General features: G+C 56.9%; 13 protein-coding genes. All 13 read left to right on the top strand.

Going from position 1 to position 15547, the window contains the following annotated elements; genetic code table 11:
• A partial coding sequence (locus L692_RS0118150; protein WP_025701518.1) for a penicillin-binding transpeptidase domain-containing protein occupies window positions 1–642 on the top strand: 642 nt, incomplete at its 5' end.
• Between the two features lie 44 nt (window positions 643–686).
• Entirely contained in the window at window positions 687–2174 is a 1488-nt protein-coding gene (locus tag L692_RS0118145) for a UDP-N-acetylmuramoyl-L-alanyl-D-glutamate--2,6-diaminopimelate ligase (RefSeq protein ID WP_025701517.1), read from the top strand.
• Window positions 2171–3574, top strand: coding sequence for a UDP-N-acetylmuramoyl-tripeptide--D-alanyl-D-alanine ligase (locus L692_RS0118140; protein WP_025701516.1), 1404 nt, complete (start codon window positions 2171–2173; stop codon window positions 3572–3574). The genes L692_RS0118145 and L692_RS0118140 overlap by 4 nt, the downstream gene beginning before the upstream one ends.
• A gap of 20 nt (window positions 3575–3594) precedes the next feature.
• Window positions 3595–4560: a phospho-N-acetylmuramoyl-pentapeptide-transferase gene (gene mraY, locus L692_RS0118135; protein WP_025701515.1), complete on the top strand. Its 966-nt coding sequence runs from the start codon at window positions 3595–3597 to the stop codon at window positions 4558–4560.
• A gap of 3 nt (window positions 4561–4563) precedes the next feature.
• Window positions 4564–5985, top strand: coding sequence for a UDP-N-acetylmuramoyl-L-alanine--D-glutamate ligase (gene murD, locus L692_RS0118130; protein ID WP_025701514.1), 1422 nt, complete (start codon window positions 4564–4566; stop codon window positions 5983–5985).
• Between the two features lie 52 nt (window positions 5986–6037).
• Window positions 6038–7135 carry a stage V sporulation protein E gene (gene spoVE / locus L692_RS0118125; RefSeq protein WP_025701513.1) on the top strand — a complete coding sequence of 366 codons (1098 nt, stop codon included), beginning with the start codon at window positions 6038–6040 and terminating at the stop codon, window positions 7133–7135.
• Window positions 7136–7140: 5 nt separating this feature from the next.
• Complete coding sequence (murG, locus tag L692_RS0118120) at window positions 7141–8256, top strand: undecaprenyldiphospho-muramoylpentapeptide beta-N-acetylglucosaminyltransferase (RefSeq protein WP_025701512.1); 1116 nt, start codon at window positions 7141–7143, stop codon at window positions 8254–8256.
• Window positions 8257–8553: 297 nt separating this feature from the next.
• On the top strand, window positions 8554–9837 hold the full coding sequence (gene murA, locus L692_RS0118115; protein WP_025701511.1) for a UDP-N-acetylglucosamine 1-carboxyvinyltransferase: 1284 nt from the start codon (window positions 8554–8556) through the stop codon (window positions 9835–9837).
• 63 nt (window positions 9838–9900) lie between these two features.
• Window positions 9901–10653: a cell division protein FtsQ/DivIB gene (locus tag L692_RS0118110; protein ID WP_025701510.1), complete on the top strand. Its 753-nt coding sequence runs from the start codon at window positions 9901–9903 to the stop codon at window positions 10651–10653.
• A 275-nt stretch (window positions 10654–10928) separates the two neighbouring features.
• On the top strand, window positions 10929–12197 hold the full coding sequence (gene ftsA, locus L692_RS0118105) for a cell division protein FtsA (RefSeq protein ID WP_025701509.1): 1269 nt from the start codon (window positions 10929–10931) through the stop codon (window positions 12195–12197).
• A 60-nt stretch (window positions 12198–12257) separates the two neighbouring features.
• Window positions 12258–13370: a cell division protein FtsZ gene (gene ftsZ, locus L692_RS0118100; RefSeq protein WP_025701508.1), complete on the top strand. Its 1113-nt coding sequence runs from the start codon at window positions 12258–12260 to the stop codon at window positions 13368–13370.
• Window positions 13371–13724: 354 nt separating this feature from the next.
• The gene (gene spoIIGA / locus L692_RS0118095) at window positions 13725–14672 is read left to right on the top strand and encodes a sigma-E processing peptidase SpoIIGA (RefSeq protein ID WP_025701507.1); all 948 of its coding nucleotides are present in this window, start codon (window positions 13725–13727) and stop codon (window positions 14670–14672) included.
• A gap of 123 nt (window positions 14673–14795) precedes the next feature.
• Window positions 14796–15515, top strand: coding sequence for an RNA polymerase sporulation sigma factor SigE (sigE, locus tag L692_RS0118090; protein WP_025701506.1), 720 nt, complete (start codon window positions 14796–14798; stop codon window positions 15513–15515).
• Window positions 15516–15547 lie beyond the last annotated feature (32 nt).

Below are 15547 nucleotides of genomic sequence, written 5' to 3'. Positions count from 1 at the left end.
GGCGGGAAGCTCTACAAGCCGCATGTCGCCAAAGCGTGGATCAATCCGGATACCGGGGAGACTGTGTCTGAAGTGAAGCCGGAAATGGTTCGCCAGGTCATCTCGGAGGAAACATCGAAGAAGGTGCGCGAAGCGCTGGAGAGCGTCGTCGCCAAGGGAACGGGCCGGCCGGCATTCATTGACGGCTACCGGGTCGGCGGCAAGACGGGGACCGCGCAAAAAGTCGTGAACGGACGTTATTCCGCGTCGGAGCATATCGTTTCTTTTGTCGGCTTCGCGCCTGCGGATGATCCGCAGATTGTCGTTTATACTGCGGTGGACAATCCGCAAGGGGTTCAATTCGGCGGCGTCGTGGCCGCGCCGATCGTGCAGAATATTCTGGAGGATTCCCTGCACTATCTGAAGGTACCCCAGCGCAAGGACCAGCTTAACAAAGTCTACAAGCCCGGAGAGACGCCGATTGACGTCGTGCCGGATTTGGTCGGCGCAACGGTTCAGGACCTGTACGAGGATATGAATATGAACTTCAATCTTGTCCGTTCCGGAACCGGAGACACCGTCATCAATCAGGCGCCCAAGCCGGGAACAAGAGTTGAACGGGGATCGACGATCCGGATTTATATGGGCTCTTCCGGTCCATAATGATAAAGAGAGATTATTCGATACAATAGAGTGAGGGATTGAATATGAAACTTGAAGAATTGTCATCTTGTCTGGCGGCCGCGCGTTTATATGGAAATGGCGAGACCGAGATTACCGATTTGCAGGCGGATTCCCGCCGCGTGAAGCCGGGGGATCTGTTCATCTGCCTGCCCGGCTTCACCGTGGACGGACATGATTATGCCCCTCAGGCCGCAGCAAGCGGAGCAGCTGCGCTGGTGGTCGAGCGGCAGCTGGATATCGATCTGCCGCAGATTGTGGTCGATGACAGCCGGTTCGCGATGTCTGTCCTGTCAAATGCATTTTTCAAGTCGCCCAGCAGCAGGATGAAGATGATCGGCGTCACCGGAACGAACGGAAAGACGACGACAACGTATCTTATCGAGCGTATTTTGGAGGATCATGGCGTCAAGACGGGACTTATCGGAACGATACAAATGCGCTATGGCGGAGTCAGCTATCCGATGCCCCGGACGACGCCGGAATCACTCGAGCTTCAGCGCGCCCTGAATGACATGAGTGCCAAAGGGGTGCAGTGCTGCGTGATGGAGGTTTCCTCGCATGCGCTCGAACAGGGGCGGGTAAAAGGAACGGACTTCCGCACCGCTATTTTCACCAATCTGACACAGGATCATTTGGATTACCATCATACGATGGAAGAGTACCGCGCGGCGAAGGGACTGTTCTTCTCCAGACTTGGAAATGTCATTTCTCCCTGGAAAGAAGACCGGAAGTATGCGGTGCTGAATGCGGACGACGCGGCAAGCGCCTATTTTGCGGACCAGACGGCGGCGGAGACCATTACATACGGGATCGACAACGAGGCCAATGTCCGCGCTTCGCAAATTTCCATTACGGCCAAGGGCACTTCGTTTCATGTGGATACCTTTAAGGGTGACGCCGATATTTCGCTCAAGATGGTAGGCAAATTCAATGTGTACAACGCGCTTGCCGCCATAACCGCCGCTCTGCTGGAGGAGGTTCCGCTTGCGGATATCAAGGCAAGCCTTGAAGCGGTGCCCGGTGTAAGCGGCCGTGTGGAGCCGGTTAACGAGGGCCAGCCGTATGCGGTCATTGTGGATTACGCGCACACCCCGGACGGACTGGAAAATGTGCTTCGCACGGTCCGGGAGTTCGCGGAGGGCAGAGTTCTGACCGTCTTCGGCTGCGGCGGCGACCGCGACCGGACAAAGAGGCCGCTGATGGGCAAGATTGCCGCCCGGTACAGCGATCTTATTCTGGTTACTTCCGACAACCCGCGCACGGAAGATCCGGCGGCGATTCTGAAGGATATCGAGGCCGGGCTGATTGAAGACAGCGTGGACCGCAGCCAGTATGAGCTGATTGTCGACCGGCGCGAGGCTATCATGAAAGCTATTGATATGGCAAGCCCCGGCGATGTAGTATTGATTGCGGGGAAAGGTCATGAGACTTATCAACTCATTGGCGGCGCCGTTCTCGATTTCGATGACCGCATCGTCGCCCAAGAAGCTATAAGGGGTCGAAGCCATTGATTACAAGAACACTGCAAAGCATAGCCGCCATGTGCGGTGGCGAGCTGTCCCAGGGCAGCGCCTCCGGCACGGAAATTGCGGGAGTGGTCACGGACTCACGCAAAATTACGCCCGGCTGCCTGTTTGTACCGCTCGTTGGCGACAGCTTTGACGGGCATGATTACAGCATACTTGCGCTCGAAGCCGGCGCTGCCGCTACGCTGTGGACGCGGGCTAAAGGCGCCCCTCCCCAGGGAAATGCGGTGCTGGTGGATGACACGCTGGCGGCGCTGCAGCGGCTGGCATCCGCTTATCTTCAGGAAACGGCTCCGCGTGTGGTCGCCGTTACCGGCAGCAACGGGAAGACGACAACCAAGGATATCATTACCGCCCTGCTTGAGACACGGTTTAAAGTGCACAAGACCCAGGGGAATTTCAATAATCATATCGGTCTGCCGCTCACCGTCCTGTCCATGTCGCCGGATACGGATATCGCCGTACTGGAAATGGGCATGAGCTCGCGCGGAGAAATCTCGCTGCTCTCGTCCCTGGCGCAGCCGGATACGGCGGTCATCACCAATGTGGGCGAATCGCATCTTCTCCAGCTTGGCTCGCGCAAGGAAATCGCGCGGGCCAAGCTGGAGATCGCCGAAGGGCTTAAGCCGGGCGGACTGCTGATCCTTAACGGAGACGAACCGCTGCTTGCCGAGGCGATGGGCGAGCCGGGATTCGCGGCGCCGGAGGGCCTCAGGACGTTCCGTTTCGGGCTTGAGCCCTGGAACGACGACTACCCGACAGGGATCATGACGCATGACGGCGGCACGACGTTCACTTCCAGCCGTCACGGCGAGCATGTCTTCACCTTGCCGCTGCCCGGCATCCATAATGTTGTGAACAGTCTGGCCGCGCTGGCTGTTGCAAGCCATTACGGAGTAAGCGAGGCGGAGATGGCGGCGGGACTTGGCATACTCAGACTGACCGGAATGAGGATCGAGATCATGCGGACCTCCTCCGGTCTTACGCTGCTGAACGACGCCTATAATGCCAGCCCAACGTCAATGAAAGCCGCGATTGATGTGCTTCAGTCCATGAAGGGCGGAGGCGCCAAAATTGCGGTGCTCGGGGACATGCTTGAGCTTGGGCCGGAAGAAGCCGCCTTCCATAGTGAAATCGGGTCCTACCTGGACCCGGAGCAAGTTGACTTTGTGTTTGCGTACGGGCCGCTGTCTGTCCATTTGGCCGAGGCCGCCGCGCTTCGGTTCGGTCCGGACCGGGTGTATGCTTTTACCGACAAGGCCGCGCTGACCGATCAGCTGATCAGGAAGAGCGGGAAGAGAGATATCGTACTGTTCAAGGCATCCAGAGGCATGAGGCTGGAAGAATCGCTTCAGCGTCTGTATGACCATTTTGATCAAAGTTAAGATTTGGAGAGGGTGTACCCGTGGATTATCAACTGCTGCTTCTGACTATCGCTGTATCGTTTATCCTTGCGGTCATTGCCGCTCCGCTGCTTATTCCGCTGCTGCGCAGAATGAAATTCGGACAGCAGGTTCGCGACGACGGACCGCAGAGCCATCTCAAAAAAGCGGGAACGCCCACCATGGGCGGTGTCGTCATCATCCTGGCGTTTACGTTGTCCTATCTGAAATTTTCCGTCGTGAATACGGACTTTTATGTGCTGCTGGTAGCTACGCTCGGCTATGGATTAATCGGATTTTTGGATGATTATATCAAAATCGTATTCAAACGCTCGCTCGGCCTGACGCCCCGCCAGAAGCTGCTGGGCCAGCTGGTTGTCGGCGCGGTCATGTGCGGCCTGCTTATTTCCGCAGATCACAGTACGGCCATCAGCATTCCGGGAACTGCGGTCAGCTTCGACTGGACCGGCTGGTTCTATTATCCGTTCATCGTGATCATGATGATGGCGATTACCAATGCCGTCAATTTCACAGACGGTGTGGACGGTCTGCTGTCCGGTACAGTAGCGATTGCGCTGGCCGCTTATGCGGTAGTGGCGATGCAGGCGACCTCCATTGCGGCCGGCGTGTGCGCCGCGGCAATGATCGGGGCGGTGCTTGGCTTTCTCGTCTTCAACGCGCATCCCGCCAAAGTATTCATGGGCGACACCGGCTCGCTCGGGATCGGCGGGGCGATTGGCGCAATCGCGATCGTCACGAAGAGCGAGCTGCTGTTCGTTGTGATCGGCGGTGTCTTTGTTATAGAGATGCTGTCCGTTGTTCTGCAGGTCGCGTCCTTCAAGACACGCGGCAAGCGCATTTTCAGAATGAGCCCGATCCACCATCACTTCGAGCTTGGAGGCTGGTCCGAATGGCGCGTTGTCATGACCTTCTGGGCGGTAGGCATCGTTCTGGCCGGTCTTGGACTTTATATCAGCAAGGGGTTGTAGATAATGAAACATCCGGATATGTACCGTGGTGAAGAGACAGTCGTTCTTGGGCTTGCCAAGAGCGGCGTTCAGGTGGCCAAGGTGCTGCATGAGCGCGGCGCCGTCGTCACGGTTAACGACAAAAAGGAGAGAGAACAATGTCCCGAAGCTTCCGAACTGGAATCTTTGGGAATTTCTGTTATATGCGGAGGTCATCCGGACGGACTGATCCATGAAGGCGTCAAGCTTGTCGTTAAGAATCCCGGAATTCCGTACAGCGTTCCCCCGGTTCAGAAAGCGCTGGAGCTGGGCATCGAGGTGGTGACGGAGGTGGAGGTCGCCTATCATCTGTGTGAAGCTCCGATCATCGGCATTACCGGGTCCAACGGCAAGACGACCACAACGACCTGGGTTGGAAAAATGCTGGAAGCCGCCGGCATGAACCCGATCGTGGCCGGAAATATCGGCACACCGCTCTGTCAGGCGGCGCAGGAAGCTTCGGCGGACAACTGGATGGTTGTGGAATTGAGCAGCTTTCAGCTTAAAGGCACGGAAGACTTCCGGCCTAAAGTGGGCTGTCTGCTGAATGTGGCCGAGACCCATCTTGATTACCACGGCGATATGACCGATTACGTGGATTCCAAAGCCAGATTATTCGCCAATCAGGGAGTAAGCGATACGGCTGTGCTGAATTGGGACGATCCGTACTGCAGAGGGCTTGTGCCTCAGATCAAGGCGGGCATCCTGCCGTTCTCGATGAACGAGGAACTGGTGCAGGGGGTGTTTGTCCGTCCTTCTTTAGCGTCCGGGGTAGAGGATGGCCTGAAGCGCGTCATTGTCTACCGCGATTACACGGAAAGCGAGACCGTGATTGCGGAGGTGGACTCTATCGGACTTCCCGGACGCTTCAATGTGGAGAATGCGCTCGCGGCCTGCGCCGTCGCCATTGCCGCCGGAGCGGACCCTGAAGGACTCGCCGAGGCGCTGGCTTCCTTCCGGGGTGTGGAGCACCGGCTGGAATATGTCGCGGACCGGAACGGTGCGGCGTATTACAACAACTCCAAAGCGACCAACTCCAAGGCGACCTCGATGGCGCTGGCCTCCTTCCGCCAGCCGATCGTGCTGATCGCGGGAGGGCTTGACCGCGGCTCCGATTACATGGAGCTGGTGCCGGCCCTTAAGGGGCGCGTAAAGGCGCTGGTGGCGCTTGGACAGACGAAGGACAAGCTCGCGTATGCCGCGAAGCTCGCCGGAATAGAGCCGGTGGTCACTGTCGATAATGGAGACAGCGCCGCCTCGGTGCTGAAGCAGGCCGTGCGGGAAGCCGCCGCCCTCGCGGAAGAGGGAGATGTTGTTCTGCTGTCGCCCGCCTGCGCGAGCTGGGATATGTTCACATCCTATGAAGTTCGCGGGCGTATTTTTAAAGAGGCGGTGCATAATCTGTAAGTAGGGAGGAAATCGGATAAGCCTCCACTACGATGCAAGAGGTGTGCTCCCCATGAACAAGACTCGTCCCGCGCCGGATATCTGGCTGCTCATTCCGATTCTGGCGCTCCTGGCCATAGGCATGATAATGGTGTACAGCGCGGGCTCGGTGCTGGGCTTTCGCAATTATGGCGATTCCTTTTATTTTGTCAAGCGGCAGCTGCTGTTTGCCGGACTGGGTCTTGCCGCCATGTTCTTCACGGCCAACCTGGATTACCGCGCTTTGAAGAAGCTGTCCAGACCGGCGCTCATCGTCTGCTTCATTCTGCTCGTGATTGTCTTGATTCCCGGAATCGGAGTTGTGCGCGGCGGCGCGCGCAGCTGGCTGGGCATCAGCTCCTTCGGCATCCAGCCCTCCGAGTTTATGAAGATGGGGATGATCCTCTTTCTGGCGAACTGGCTAAGCCGCGAGGATTACGATATTACCTCGTTCACGCGGGGGCTGATGCCGCCGCTTGCCCTGATCGGGACTGCCTTCGGACTGATCATGCTTCAGCCCGATCTCGGAACGGGAACCGTTATGCTGGGGGCGACCCTGATGATGGTCTTTACCGCCGGGGCAAGAGCGACGCATCTCCTGGGCCTCGGCGCGGCAGGGGCCGCGGGATTCGCCGCGCTGGTTGCGGCGGCCCCTTACCGGCTCAAGCGGATAACCGCGTTCCTTGACCCCTGGTCGGACCCGCTGGGGGCGGGCTACCAGATCATCCAGTCGCTGTACGCGATCGGCCCCGGGGGACTTGGCGGGCTTGGGCTTGGCATGAGCCGGCAGAAATACAGCTATGTGCCCGAGCCGCAGACGGACTTTATTTTTTCCATTCTGGCTGAAGAGCTGGGCTTTATCGGCGGGCTTGCGGTGCTGACCTTGTTCCTTATCCTGATCTGGCGGGGAATGAGGGTCGCGATGAGCCTCCCTGACCGATTCGGCAGCTATCTCGCCGTTGGAATCGTCTGTATGGTGGCAGTGCAGGTGGTCATTAATATCGGCGTGGTCATCGGCATGATGCCGGTTACGGGCATTACGCTGCCGCTGATTAGCTACGGCGGTTCTTCGTTGACGCTGATGCTTACGGCGCTCGGCATTTTACTTAATCTATCCCGTTATGCGAGGTGAAGGCAATGCGTATCGTATTAAGCGGCGGCGGCACGGGAGGTCACATTTATCCCGCCGTCGCCGTGGCCAGGCAATTGGAGGCGGAGGAAGACGCCTCCGCATTTCTATATATCGGCGGGACGCGGGGGCTGGAGAGCAAGCTGGTTCCGCAGGAGAAGCTTCCCTTTCGTTCGATCGATATTACCGGATTCCGGCGGAAGCTGTCTCTGGACAATGTGAAGACGGTGATGCGTTTCCTGAAGGGCGTGAGAGAGTCCAAGCGGATGCTGAAGGAATTCAAGCCCGATGTCGTCGTCGGAACCGGGGGCTATGTCTGCGGTCCGGTCGTATACGCGGCTTCAAGGCTTGGCATCCCCACCCTGATTCACGAGCAGAACGCGATACCGGGATTGACCAACCGCTTTCTAAGCCGGTATGCGAGCGCGGTGGCGGTCAGCTTCGAGGGGACGGAATCGGCTTTTCCGGGAAGCAAGCGCGTGATCTACACCGGGAATCCGCGCGCAACAACGGTAAGCAAGGCGAATCCGCAGCGGGGCTACGCCACCTTGGGCATACCCGAAGGCAGCACGGTTGTGCTGGTGGTCGGCGGCAGCCGGGGGGCAAAGGCGATCAATGAAGCCATGATTCAAATGGCCTCCCTTGCCGTCAAGGAGTCCGGGGTTCATTACGTCTATGTCACGGGCGAGCCTTATTACGAGGAGACGCGCAAGAGTCTGCGGCAGAAGCTGGGCAGCCTTCCAAGCTGGCTGCATGTGTTGCCCTATATTCATAATATGCCCGAAGTGCTCGCCTGCACTTCCCTGATTGTGAATCGTGCGGGAGCCTCTTTTATCGCCGAAATAACGGCGCTGGGCATTCCTTCTGTCCTCATTCCGTCTCCCAACGTCACGAACAACCATCAGGAAGCCAATGCGCGGCAGTTGGAGCGCGCGGGCGCGGCCACCGTGATTCTGGAGAAGGAGCTAACGGGTCAGTCGCTCTACAAGGCGGTCCGCTCCATTACGGACGACCCGGCCATCAGGAAGCAAATGTCCGCCGCATCGCTGGCGCTGGGCAAGCGCGACTCCGCCGCCCTGGTCGTTCAGGAGCTCCGCAGGCTTGCGGGCCCGGGGCGCAAGTAATGCCTCACTTCCAACGGGCCGTCTTTTGCAATAGCGGGAGCGGGCAATCCCGCGTTTAGGCTCCTTTCAGTCACACACCCGAGGAGATCGACATACGATATCGTATAAATCGTGACAATCACCTAAAGCTGCTTCCGGAAAGGGCAGACAGCACCGTTCCCCTGCCTGAAGAGAGGAGCCTTCGCCTGCCCGAAGCTTCCGGAAGCTGCTGCCCTTGCCGGTTTAAGCGTGCTTTTATCCTATAAGCGCCAGCGGCGCCCTAGCGGGGGGGTGAGCGGTAATCTCGGAGGTGATACATTGGACAAATTGGTGATTGAGGGTGGAATTCCCCTGTCAGGCACCATACGTATCCATGGAGCAAAAAACGCGGCGCTGCCCATACTGGCGGCAAGCCTGCTGGCCGAAGGCGTTCACTCGCTGCATAATGTGCCAAAGCTGCTGGACATCGAAACGATGCTTGCGATTATGGAGCGGCTCGGCTGCAAGGCCGGACATGACGGGGACAAGGTAACGGTGGACACATCAACCGCCTGTTCATCCCATGTTCCGGAAGATTTGATGAAGCAAATGAGATCATCCATCTTCCTGATGGGACCCCTGCTGGCAAGGTTCGGTGAAGTAACGATCTATCAGCCGGGAGGCTGCGCCATCGGCGAACGCAAGATTGATCTGCATCTTCGGGGACTGCAGTCTCTCGGGGCGGAAATCGAGGAGGCGGACGGAAAAATCTCCTGCCGGGCGGACCGGCTCAGGGGCTCCGACATTCATCTGGACTATCCGAGCGTGGGGGCGACGGAGAATATTATGCTGGCCGCCGCGACGGCGGAGGGAACCACGGCGATTTCGGGAGCGGCTCGGGAGCCGGAAATACAGGACCTCCAGAATTTCCTGAACCGTATGGGCGCCTCGATTATCGGAGCGGGCACCGATACGATAACCATCCAGGGCGTACAGAAGCTGCACCCCTGCAGCTATGAGGTCATTCCCGACCGGATTGTCGCGGGCACCGTCATGATCGCGGCGGCGGCTACCCGGGGAGAGGTCACGCTTACGCACACAAACGCGGGCCATCTGAATTCGCTGATTCATGTCCTGAAGCGCGCCGGTGTTCAAATTACAGTGTGCAATGATATAATTAATATTAGTTGTATGGCGCGCCCCCGCTCGGTAGAACGCATTGTGACCTCACCCTATCCGTCTTTTCCGACGGATCTCCAGTCCCAGATCATGGTGCTGCTGGCGCTGGCGGACGGTTTCAGCGTCATCAAGGAGACCGTGTTTGAAGGCAGATTCAAGCATGTGGAGGAAATGGTGCGCATGGGCGCCGATATTTCTACCGATTTGAACCGCGCGTTTATCCGCGGCGTCAAGCGGCTCTATGGCGCGACAGTGGAAGCGACTGATCTGCGGGCCGGAGCCGCGCTTGTCATTGCGGGGCTGGCTGCGCAAGGCACCACGGTCGTCGAGCAGGCTCATCATATTGACAGAGGCTACGACGGCATTGAACTGTTGTTTCAGAAGCTGGGCGCCCGGATCAGCCGCAAGACACCTGTGCCGGGGCCGATCGATCTGGCCAATTAAACTCCCCTGTCTCCTCCAGACTGAGCGATGGGGGAGACAGGGCCTTACTACGGAGACTAAAGAATGTCAAATACCCGACTGCCTGTCCTGCAAGAGGACAAGCCCAAGAAAAAAAGAAGCCGTAAAGTTACGGCGATCCTGCTGCTGCTGTTTATTGCGCTGCTGGGCGTTATCTTCTTTCGTTCGTCGGCCAGCCGCATTACCGACATCCATTTCCAGGGCAGCAAATACTCTACCCCGGAAGAGCTGCTCCGCCAGAGCGGTCTCAGGAAGGGCGGGCAGTTTTTCGCCGTATCCAGGAGTAAAGTGGAGAAATCGCTGCTTGAGCTGAACACGGTCCAGGAGGCGACGGTGGACAAGCATTTCCCCGGCGTCGTTTCCGTGCAGATCAAGGAATTTCCGGCGGTTGCCTACGAGATTGATCCAAACGGGAGCCTGAAAGCCATCCTCTCCAGCGGAGCGTCGGTTTCCATCGACGAGAGCGGGATTGCCGTGGAGAAGCCCATTTTGACGGGCTGGAAGGCTTCCGATCCTTATAAAGCGAAACTGTGCGGAGCACTGGCGGAAATACCGAATGAGCTGACCAGCGATATTTCCGAAATCGTGCCGTCGCCGACGCTTTCTTTTCCGGACCGGATCAAGCTGTATACCCGTTCGCACTTTGAAGTCACTACAGCCGTCTCGCTGCTGAAAGACAAGGTGGAGTACCTGAATCAGGTCATCGAAACGAAAGAACCGGGAATGATTACCATGCTTGAGGCCGACTCTTATGTTCCCTTCCAGACGGACAGCGTGCAAGAGGACGCTAATGAATAAATAGCCACTACTCACAGGGAGTAAAAAATGCTACAATCGGTTTTATGGGCAATAAAGTTATATCCCTCTTTTTTCTCCGGATTTTTTAAAATACAAGCAGGCCTGCCAATACGCTGCCATTGCTTATATTTCCTAGAGAAGACTCGTCTTTTCGCTCAAAAAATTTGCAGAAAAAAGAGGGAAAGGAATAGGCATGTGGAATAAGGTAGAAAGACACTCTCGTCCCTATGCGGCGACGGGAAACTATTATGATTAATCAGGAGGTGCCATAGGACTTGAGCAACAATGACATCATTGTTAGTTTGGACATCGGTACATCCAAAGTTCGGGCAATTATAGGGGAAGTTACCAATGGAACCTTGAATATTATCGGTGTAGGATCTGCCGACTCGGAAGGTATACGCAAGGGTGCGATTGTAGATATTGACCAGACGGTCCAGTCCATCAGAAGCGCTGTAGAGCACGCTGAGCAGATGGTCGGCATTCAAATATCCGAAGTGTATGTCGGCATATCCGGCAATCATATCGGTCTGCAATCGAGCCATGGCGTCGTTGCCGTCCAGAACGAAGATCGCGAAATCGGCGAAGAAGATATCCTGCGCGTTCTCAAAGCTGCGGAAGTTATTGCGCTGCCGCCGGAGCGCGAGGTGATCGACGTCGTCGCCAAGCAATATATCGTCGATGGTCTTGAAGGCATTCAGGACCCGCGCGGAATGATAGGTGTCCGTCTCGAAGTGGAGGCTACCATCGTTACCGGAGCCAAGACGCCAATACATAACCTGCTGCGCTGTGTGGAGAAATCAGGACTGAAAGTCAAGGACCTTGTGCTGATGTCTCTGGGAGCCGGCGGGTTAGCGCTTTCCAAAGACGAAAAGTCCAGGGGAGCAGTGCTGGTGGATATCGGAGCCGGCGCAACGACGATAGCCGTATATGAAGAAGGTTCCCTTATTGCAACCTCAACCATACCGATCGGCGGAGAATTTGTGACGAATGATATCGCCTACGGACTGCGGACGTTGACCGACCAGGCGGAGAAGGTCAAGCTCAAATACGGTTGCGCCTGGATAGACGATGCGGCTTCCGAGGTCGTCTTCAAGGTGCTGAGAATCGGCAGCAATGTGGAGAAGGAATTTAACCAGGAGGATTTGGCGGCGATTATCGAGCCGCGCGTCCAGGAGATTTTCCAGCTGATTCGCCAGGAAGTGAAAAGACTTGGTTACAGCGACCTCCCGGGGGGGTATATACTAACGGGCGGCACTGTATCGATGCCGGGCGTATTAAAGGCGGCGCAAGCGGAATTGTCCGCATCCGTCCGGATTGCCGTTCCCGACTACATCGGGGTAAGAGATCCCGGATTTACGAGCGGCGTCGGCATTTTGCACTATGTCGTCCGCAGCTTTCGGGGACGGGGCAGCAGCGCGGGCGCGAGCGCGAACAAGAAGCCGCCGGGCCGCAGCAAACCAAGTGCGGCGCCAAGCCAGGAGACCGCTCAGAAGCAGGGCTTTGTGGAGCGTCTAAAAAATATTTTCAGCGATTTCATATAGTGAACGTCCAGATACACTTGGACCGGCCATCCAAGCACATTGAGGGGGAGAGGGAACAATATGTTGGAATTTGATTTTGAAATGGAGAGCCTGGCGCAAATTAAGGTCATCGGCGTTGGCGGCGGCGGCAGCAATGCGGTCAACCGGATGATTGAAAACGGCGTACAGGGCGTAGAGTTCATCACGGTTAATACGGACGCCCAGGCGCTGCATATGGCCAAATCGGAGCATAAATTGCAAATCGGGGATAAACTGACCCGCGGCTTGGGCGCAGGCGCCAATCCGGAGGTCGGGAAGAAAGCGGCCGAAGAATCCCGTGATCTGATCTCGAATACGCTCAAGGGAGCCGACATGGTGTTCGTGACCGCAGGCATGGGCGGCGGCACCGGTACCGGCGCCGCGGCGGTGATTGCCGAAATCGCCAAGGAATGCGGAGCGCTCACCGTTGGCGTAGTTACCCGCCCTTTTACCTTTGAAGGCCGCAAGCGTTCCACGCAAGCCGAGCTCGGTATCGAGGCGCTGAAGGAAAAGGTCGATACGCTTATCGTCATTCCCAACGACCGCCTCCTCGAAATCGTTGACAAGAAGACTCCGATGCTGGAAGCCTTCCGCGAAGCGGATAACGTACTGCGTCAGGCTGTACAAGGTATTTCCGACCTGATCAAAGTTCCGGGCCTCATCAACCTTGACTTTGCCGACGTGAAGACGATCATGACGGAACGCGGATCGGCTCTGATGGGTATCGGCATCGCGACAGGCGAGAACCGGGCATCGGAAGCCGCACGTAAGGCGATCATGAGCCCGCTGCTTGAAACTTCCATCGAGGGAGCCCGAGGCGTCATTATGAACATCACCGGCGGCTCCAATCTGTCGCTGTATGAAGTCAACGAAGCTGCGGAAATTGTCACCTCCGCCTCCGACCCCGAAGTCAACATGATCTTCGGCGCGATTATCGAAGAGAGCATGAAGGATGAGATCAAGGTAACGGTTATCGCCACCGGCTTCGAAACCAAGGCCGCTCCAGCCGCGCCGGGACGCCGTCCGACTGCGAATCAGACCGAGCCTTCGGCGGACAAGACGAACAACCTTCGTCCGTTCGGCAATCAAATGAGCCCTGATCAGTTGGACATCCCGACCTTCCTGCGCAACCGTTCGCGGGGCAATCACGACTGATCGCATAAGCAAGCGATAGGCAAGTCTTTCCCTCGGAGAGAAGAATAACCGGGTTTCCTGGCCATAAGGCGAAGGAACCCGGTTTTTTGTATTGCAGATATAGGAGGAGTTGCTTCCCAAGGGAGCCGCTTCTTTTTTTCATATTCAGTTGGACTGGATGTACTGATCCTCGGCCTCCGGGCATAAGCTGTTCTTGACAGATACAAGAATTCTCGACAAAAAAAGCCCGCTAACGCCTCCCAGGTTTAGACAGACTTTGGACTGGAGACTTTCTATACTATTCCTATCGCAGCCAAAGGACCTCAAGCCAGGCATTGTTGTTGCCGTCAATATGCAGCCGGGGCAGGTGAGTGAATGGTAGTTTATATCGACTTGATCTTTGCCGCCAATCTGCTGATCGACGCGGCGCTGCTCTGGCTGACCGGCTGGATGATCAAGGCGAGAATCAAGTGGCGGCGGCTGTGTTTATCCGCTCTGGTCGGAGCGCTCTATGTCGTTATGATGTTTGTGCCGGAGCTATCCTTCATGTATACCTTTTTAATCAAGTTTGGCTTGTCGGTTGTGATGCTCTGGGTTGCATTCGGTTATCCCAGCCTGCAGAGCTTCCTCCGGAGTATGGGCGCCTTCTATATCATCAATTTTGCAGCTGCGGGCGGTATCCTTGGCGTACATTATCTGCTTCAAAGCTCGGGGGATATCTGGAATGGAATTCTGTATACGACGGCGGGAGGATACGCATACCGGCTCAAAATCGGATTCTGGTTCGTGCTGCTGATCCTGCTGCCGGTGCTGTACGGCTATAGGGCCGTTCATTCCTCCCGCGCCCGAAGAGAGAAGCTCGAAGCTTATATCGGCACAGTGCAGGTGGAGATTGAAGGCGTGACGGTCACCTGCTCCGGACTGCTCGATACAGGCAACAGGCTGTACGATCCTTTGACAAAAACCCCGGTGATGGTGATGGAAGCATCGCTATGGGAGGCGTATTTGCCGAAGGAGTGGAAAGGGCGTCTATCCCGGGAAGGGGCGGATCAGCTGCTTTTGGAGACGGACGGGCAGTCCTTTGGATGGCAGGACCGGCTGAGGCTCGTGCCCTATCGTGGAGTGAACAGGGGAGCTTCGTTCATGCTCGCGCTGAAGCCCGATCAGGTTGCTGTAACGCTCGGCGGAGAGACCGTCCTGCATCGGAAGGTGCTGATCGGCCTTGACGGGGGCACGCTGTCCGGAGACGGGGCCTACCGGGCGATTATCCACCCCGATCTGGCCCAGGGGAAGCCTGCCGCTCCGCCGGGAGGGGTCGCCTGATGGGACTTAAAATTATGCCAGAGCGGCCCGAGTTTCATACCGGAAAGATTGGCCTTGCGCCAACGGGCGGGAGAGCATGTTCGGCAGCTTCCTGGCGCGCACTTCTCTGAAGGAGGAACAAAGATGATTAAATGGAAACTGACGCTGCAGCTCCAATATTACCGGGTGCTGTTTCTGCTGGGGCTGAAAAGTCAGGAAATTTATTACATCGGAGGCAGCGAGGCGCTTCCCCCGCCGCTGACGCGGGAGGAGGAGGATTACCTGCTTCAGCGGCTTCCTTCGGGCGATGCGGCCGTACGCGCCATGCTGATTGAGCGCAATTTGCGCCTGGTCGTGTACATAGCCCGCAAATTCGAAAATACCGGCATTAATATCGAGGACCTGGTGTCCATCGGCGCGATTGGCCTGATCAAGGCGGTCAACACATTCGATCCCGAGAAAAAAATCAAGCTGGCCACGTACGCGTCACGCTGCATCGAGAACGAGATCCTCATGTACCTGCGCCGCAACAACAAGACGCGCAGCGAGGTATCCTTCGATGAACCGCTCAACATTGATTGGGACGGCAATGAGCTGCTGCTGTCGGATGTGCTCGGGACGGAGAATGACACCATCTACCGCAACATCGAGGAACAGGTGGACCGCAAGCTGCTGCAAAAGGCGCTGGAGAAGCTGAGCGAGCGGGAGCGGCTCATTATGGAGCTGCGGTTCGGGCTGCGCGGCGGCGAGGAGAAGACGCAGAAGGACGTCGCCGATCTGCTCGGCATCTCCCAATCCTATATTTCCCGTCTGGAAAAAAGAATAATCAAACGGCTCCGCAAAGAGTTCAACAAGATGGTCTAACCAGTCCTTAAGGGACCCTTTCGGGAGGAATT

The sequence above is a fragment of the Paenibacillus forsythiae T98 genome, assembly GCF_000520735.1.
In the GTDB taxonomy this organism is placed as follows: domain Bacteria; phylum Bacillota; class Bacilli; order Paenibacillales; family Paenibacillaceae; genus Paenibacillus_AQ; species Paenibacillus_AQ forsythiae.
This window is presented reverse-complemented; position numbering and strand designations above follow the sequence as displayed.

Coding starts and splice junctions, on each gene's coding strand:
- murD (WP_025701514.1), top strand. CDS start 4,564: ATGAAACATCCGGATATGTACCGTGGTGAAGAGACAGTCGTTCTTGGG.
- murG (WP_025701512.1), top strand. CDS start 7,141: ATGCGTATCGTATTAAGCGGCGGCGGCACGGGAGGTCACATTTATCCC.
- spoIIGA (WP_025701507.1), top strand. CDS start 13,725: ATGGTAGTTTATATCGACTTGATCTTTGCCGCCAATCTGCTGATCGAC.
- spoVE (WP_025701513.1), top strand. CDS start 6,038: ATGAACAAGACTCGTCCCGCGCCGGATATCTGGCTGCTCATTCCGATT.
- ftsZ (WP_025701508.1), top strand. CDS start 12,258: ATGTTGGAATTTGATTTTGAAATGGAGAGCCTGGCGCAAATTAAGGTC.
- sigE (WP_025701506.1), top strand. CDS start 14,796: ATGATTAAATGGAAACTGACGCTGCAGCTCCAATATTACCGGGTGCTG.
- L692_RS0118145 (WP_025701517.1), top strand. CDS start 687: ATGAAACTTGAAGAATTGTCATCTTGTCTGGCGGCCGCGCGTTTATAT.
- L692_RS0118110 (WP_025701510.1), top strand. CDS start 9,901: ATGTCAAATACCCGACTGCCTGTCCTGCAAGAGGACAAGCCCAAGAAA.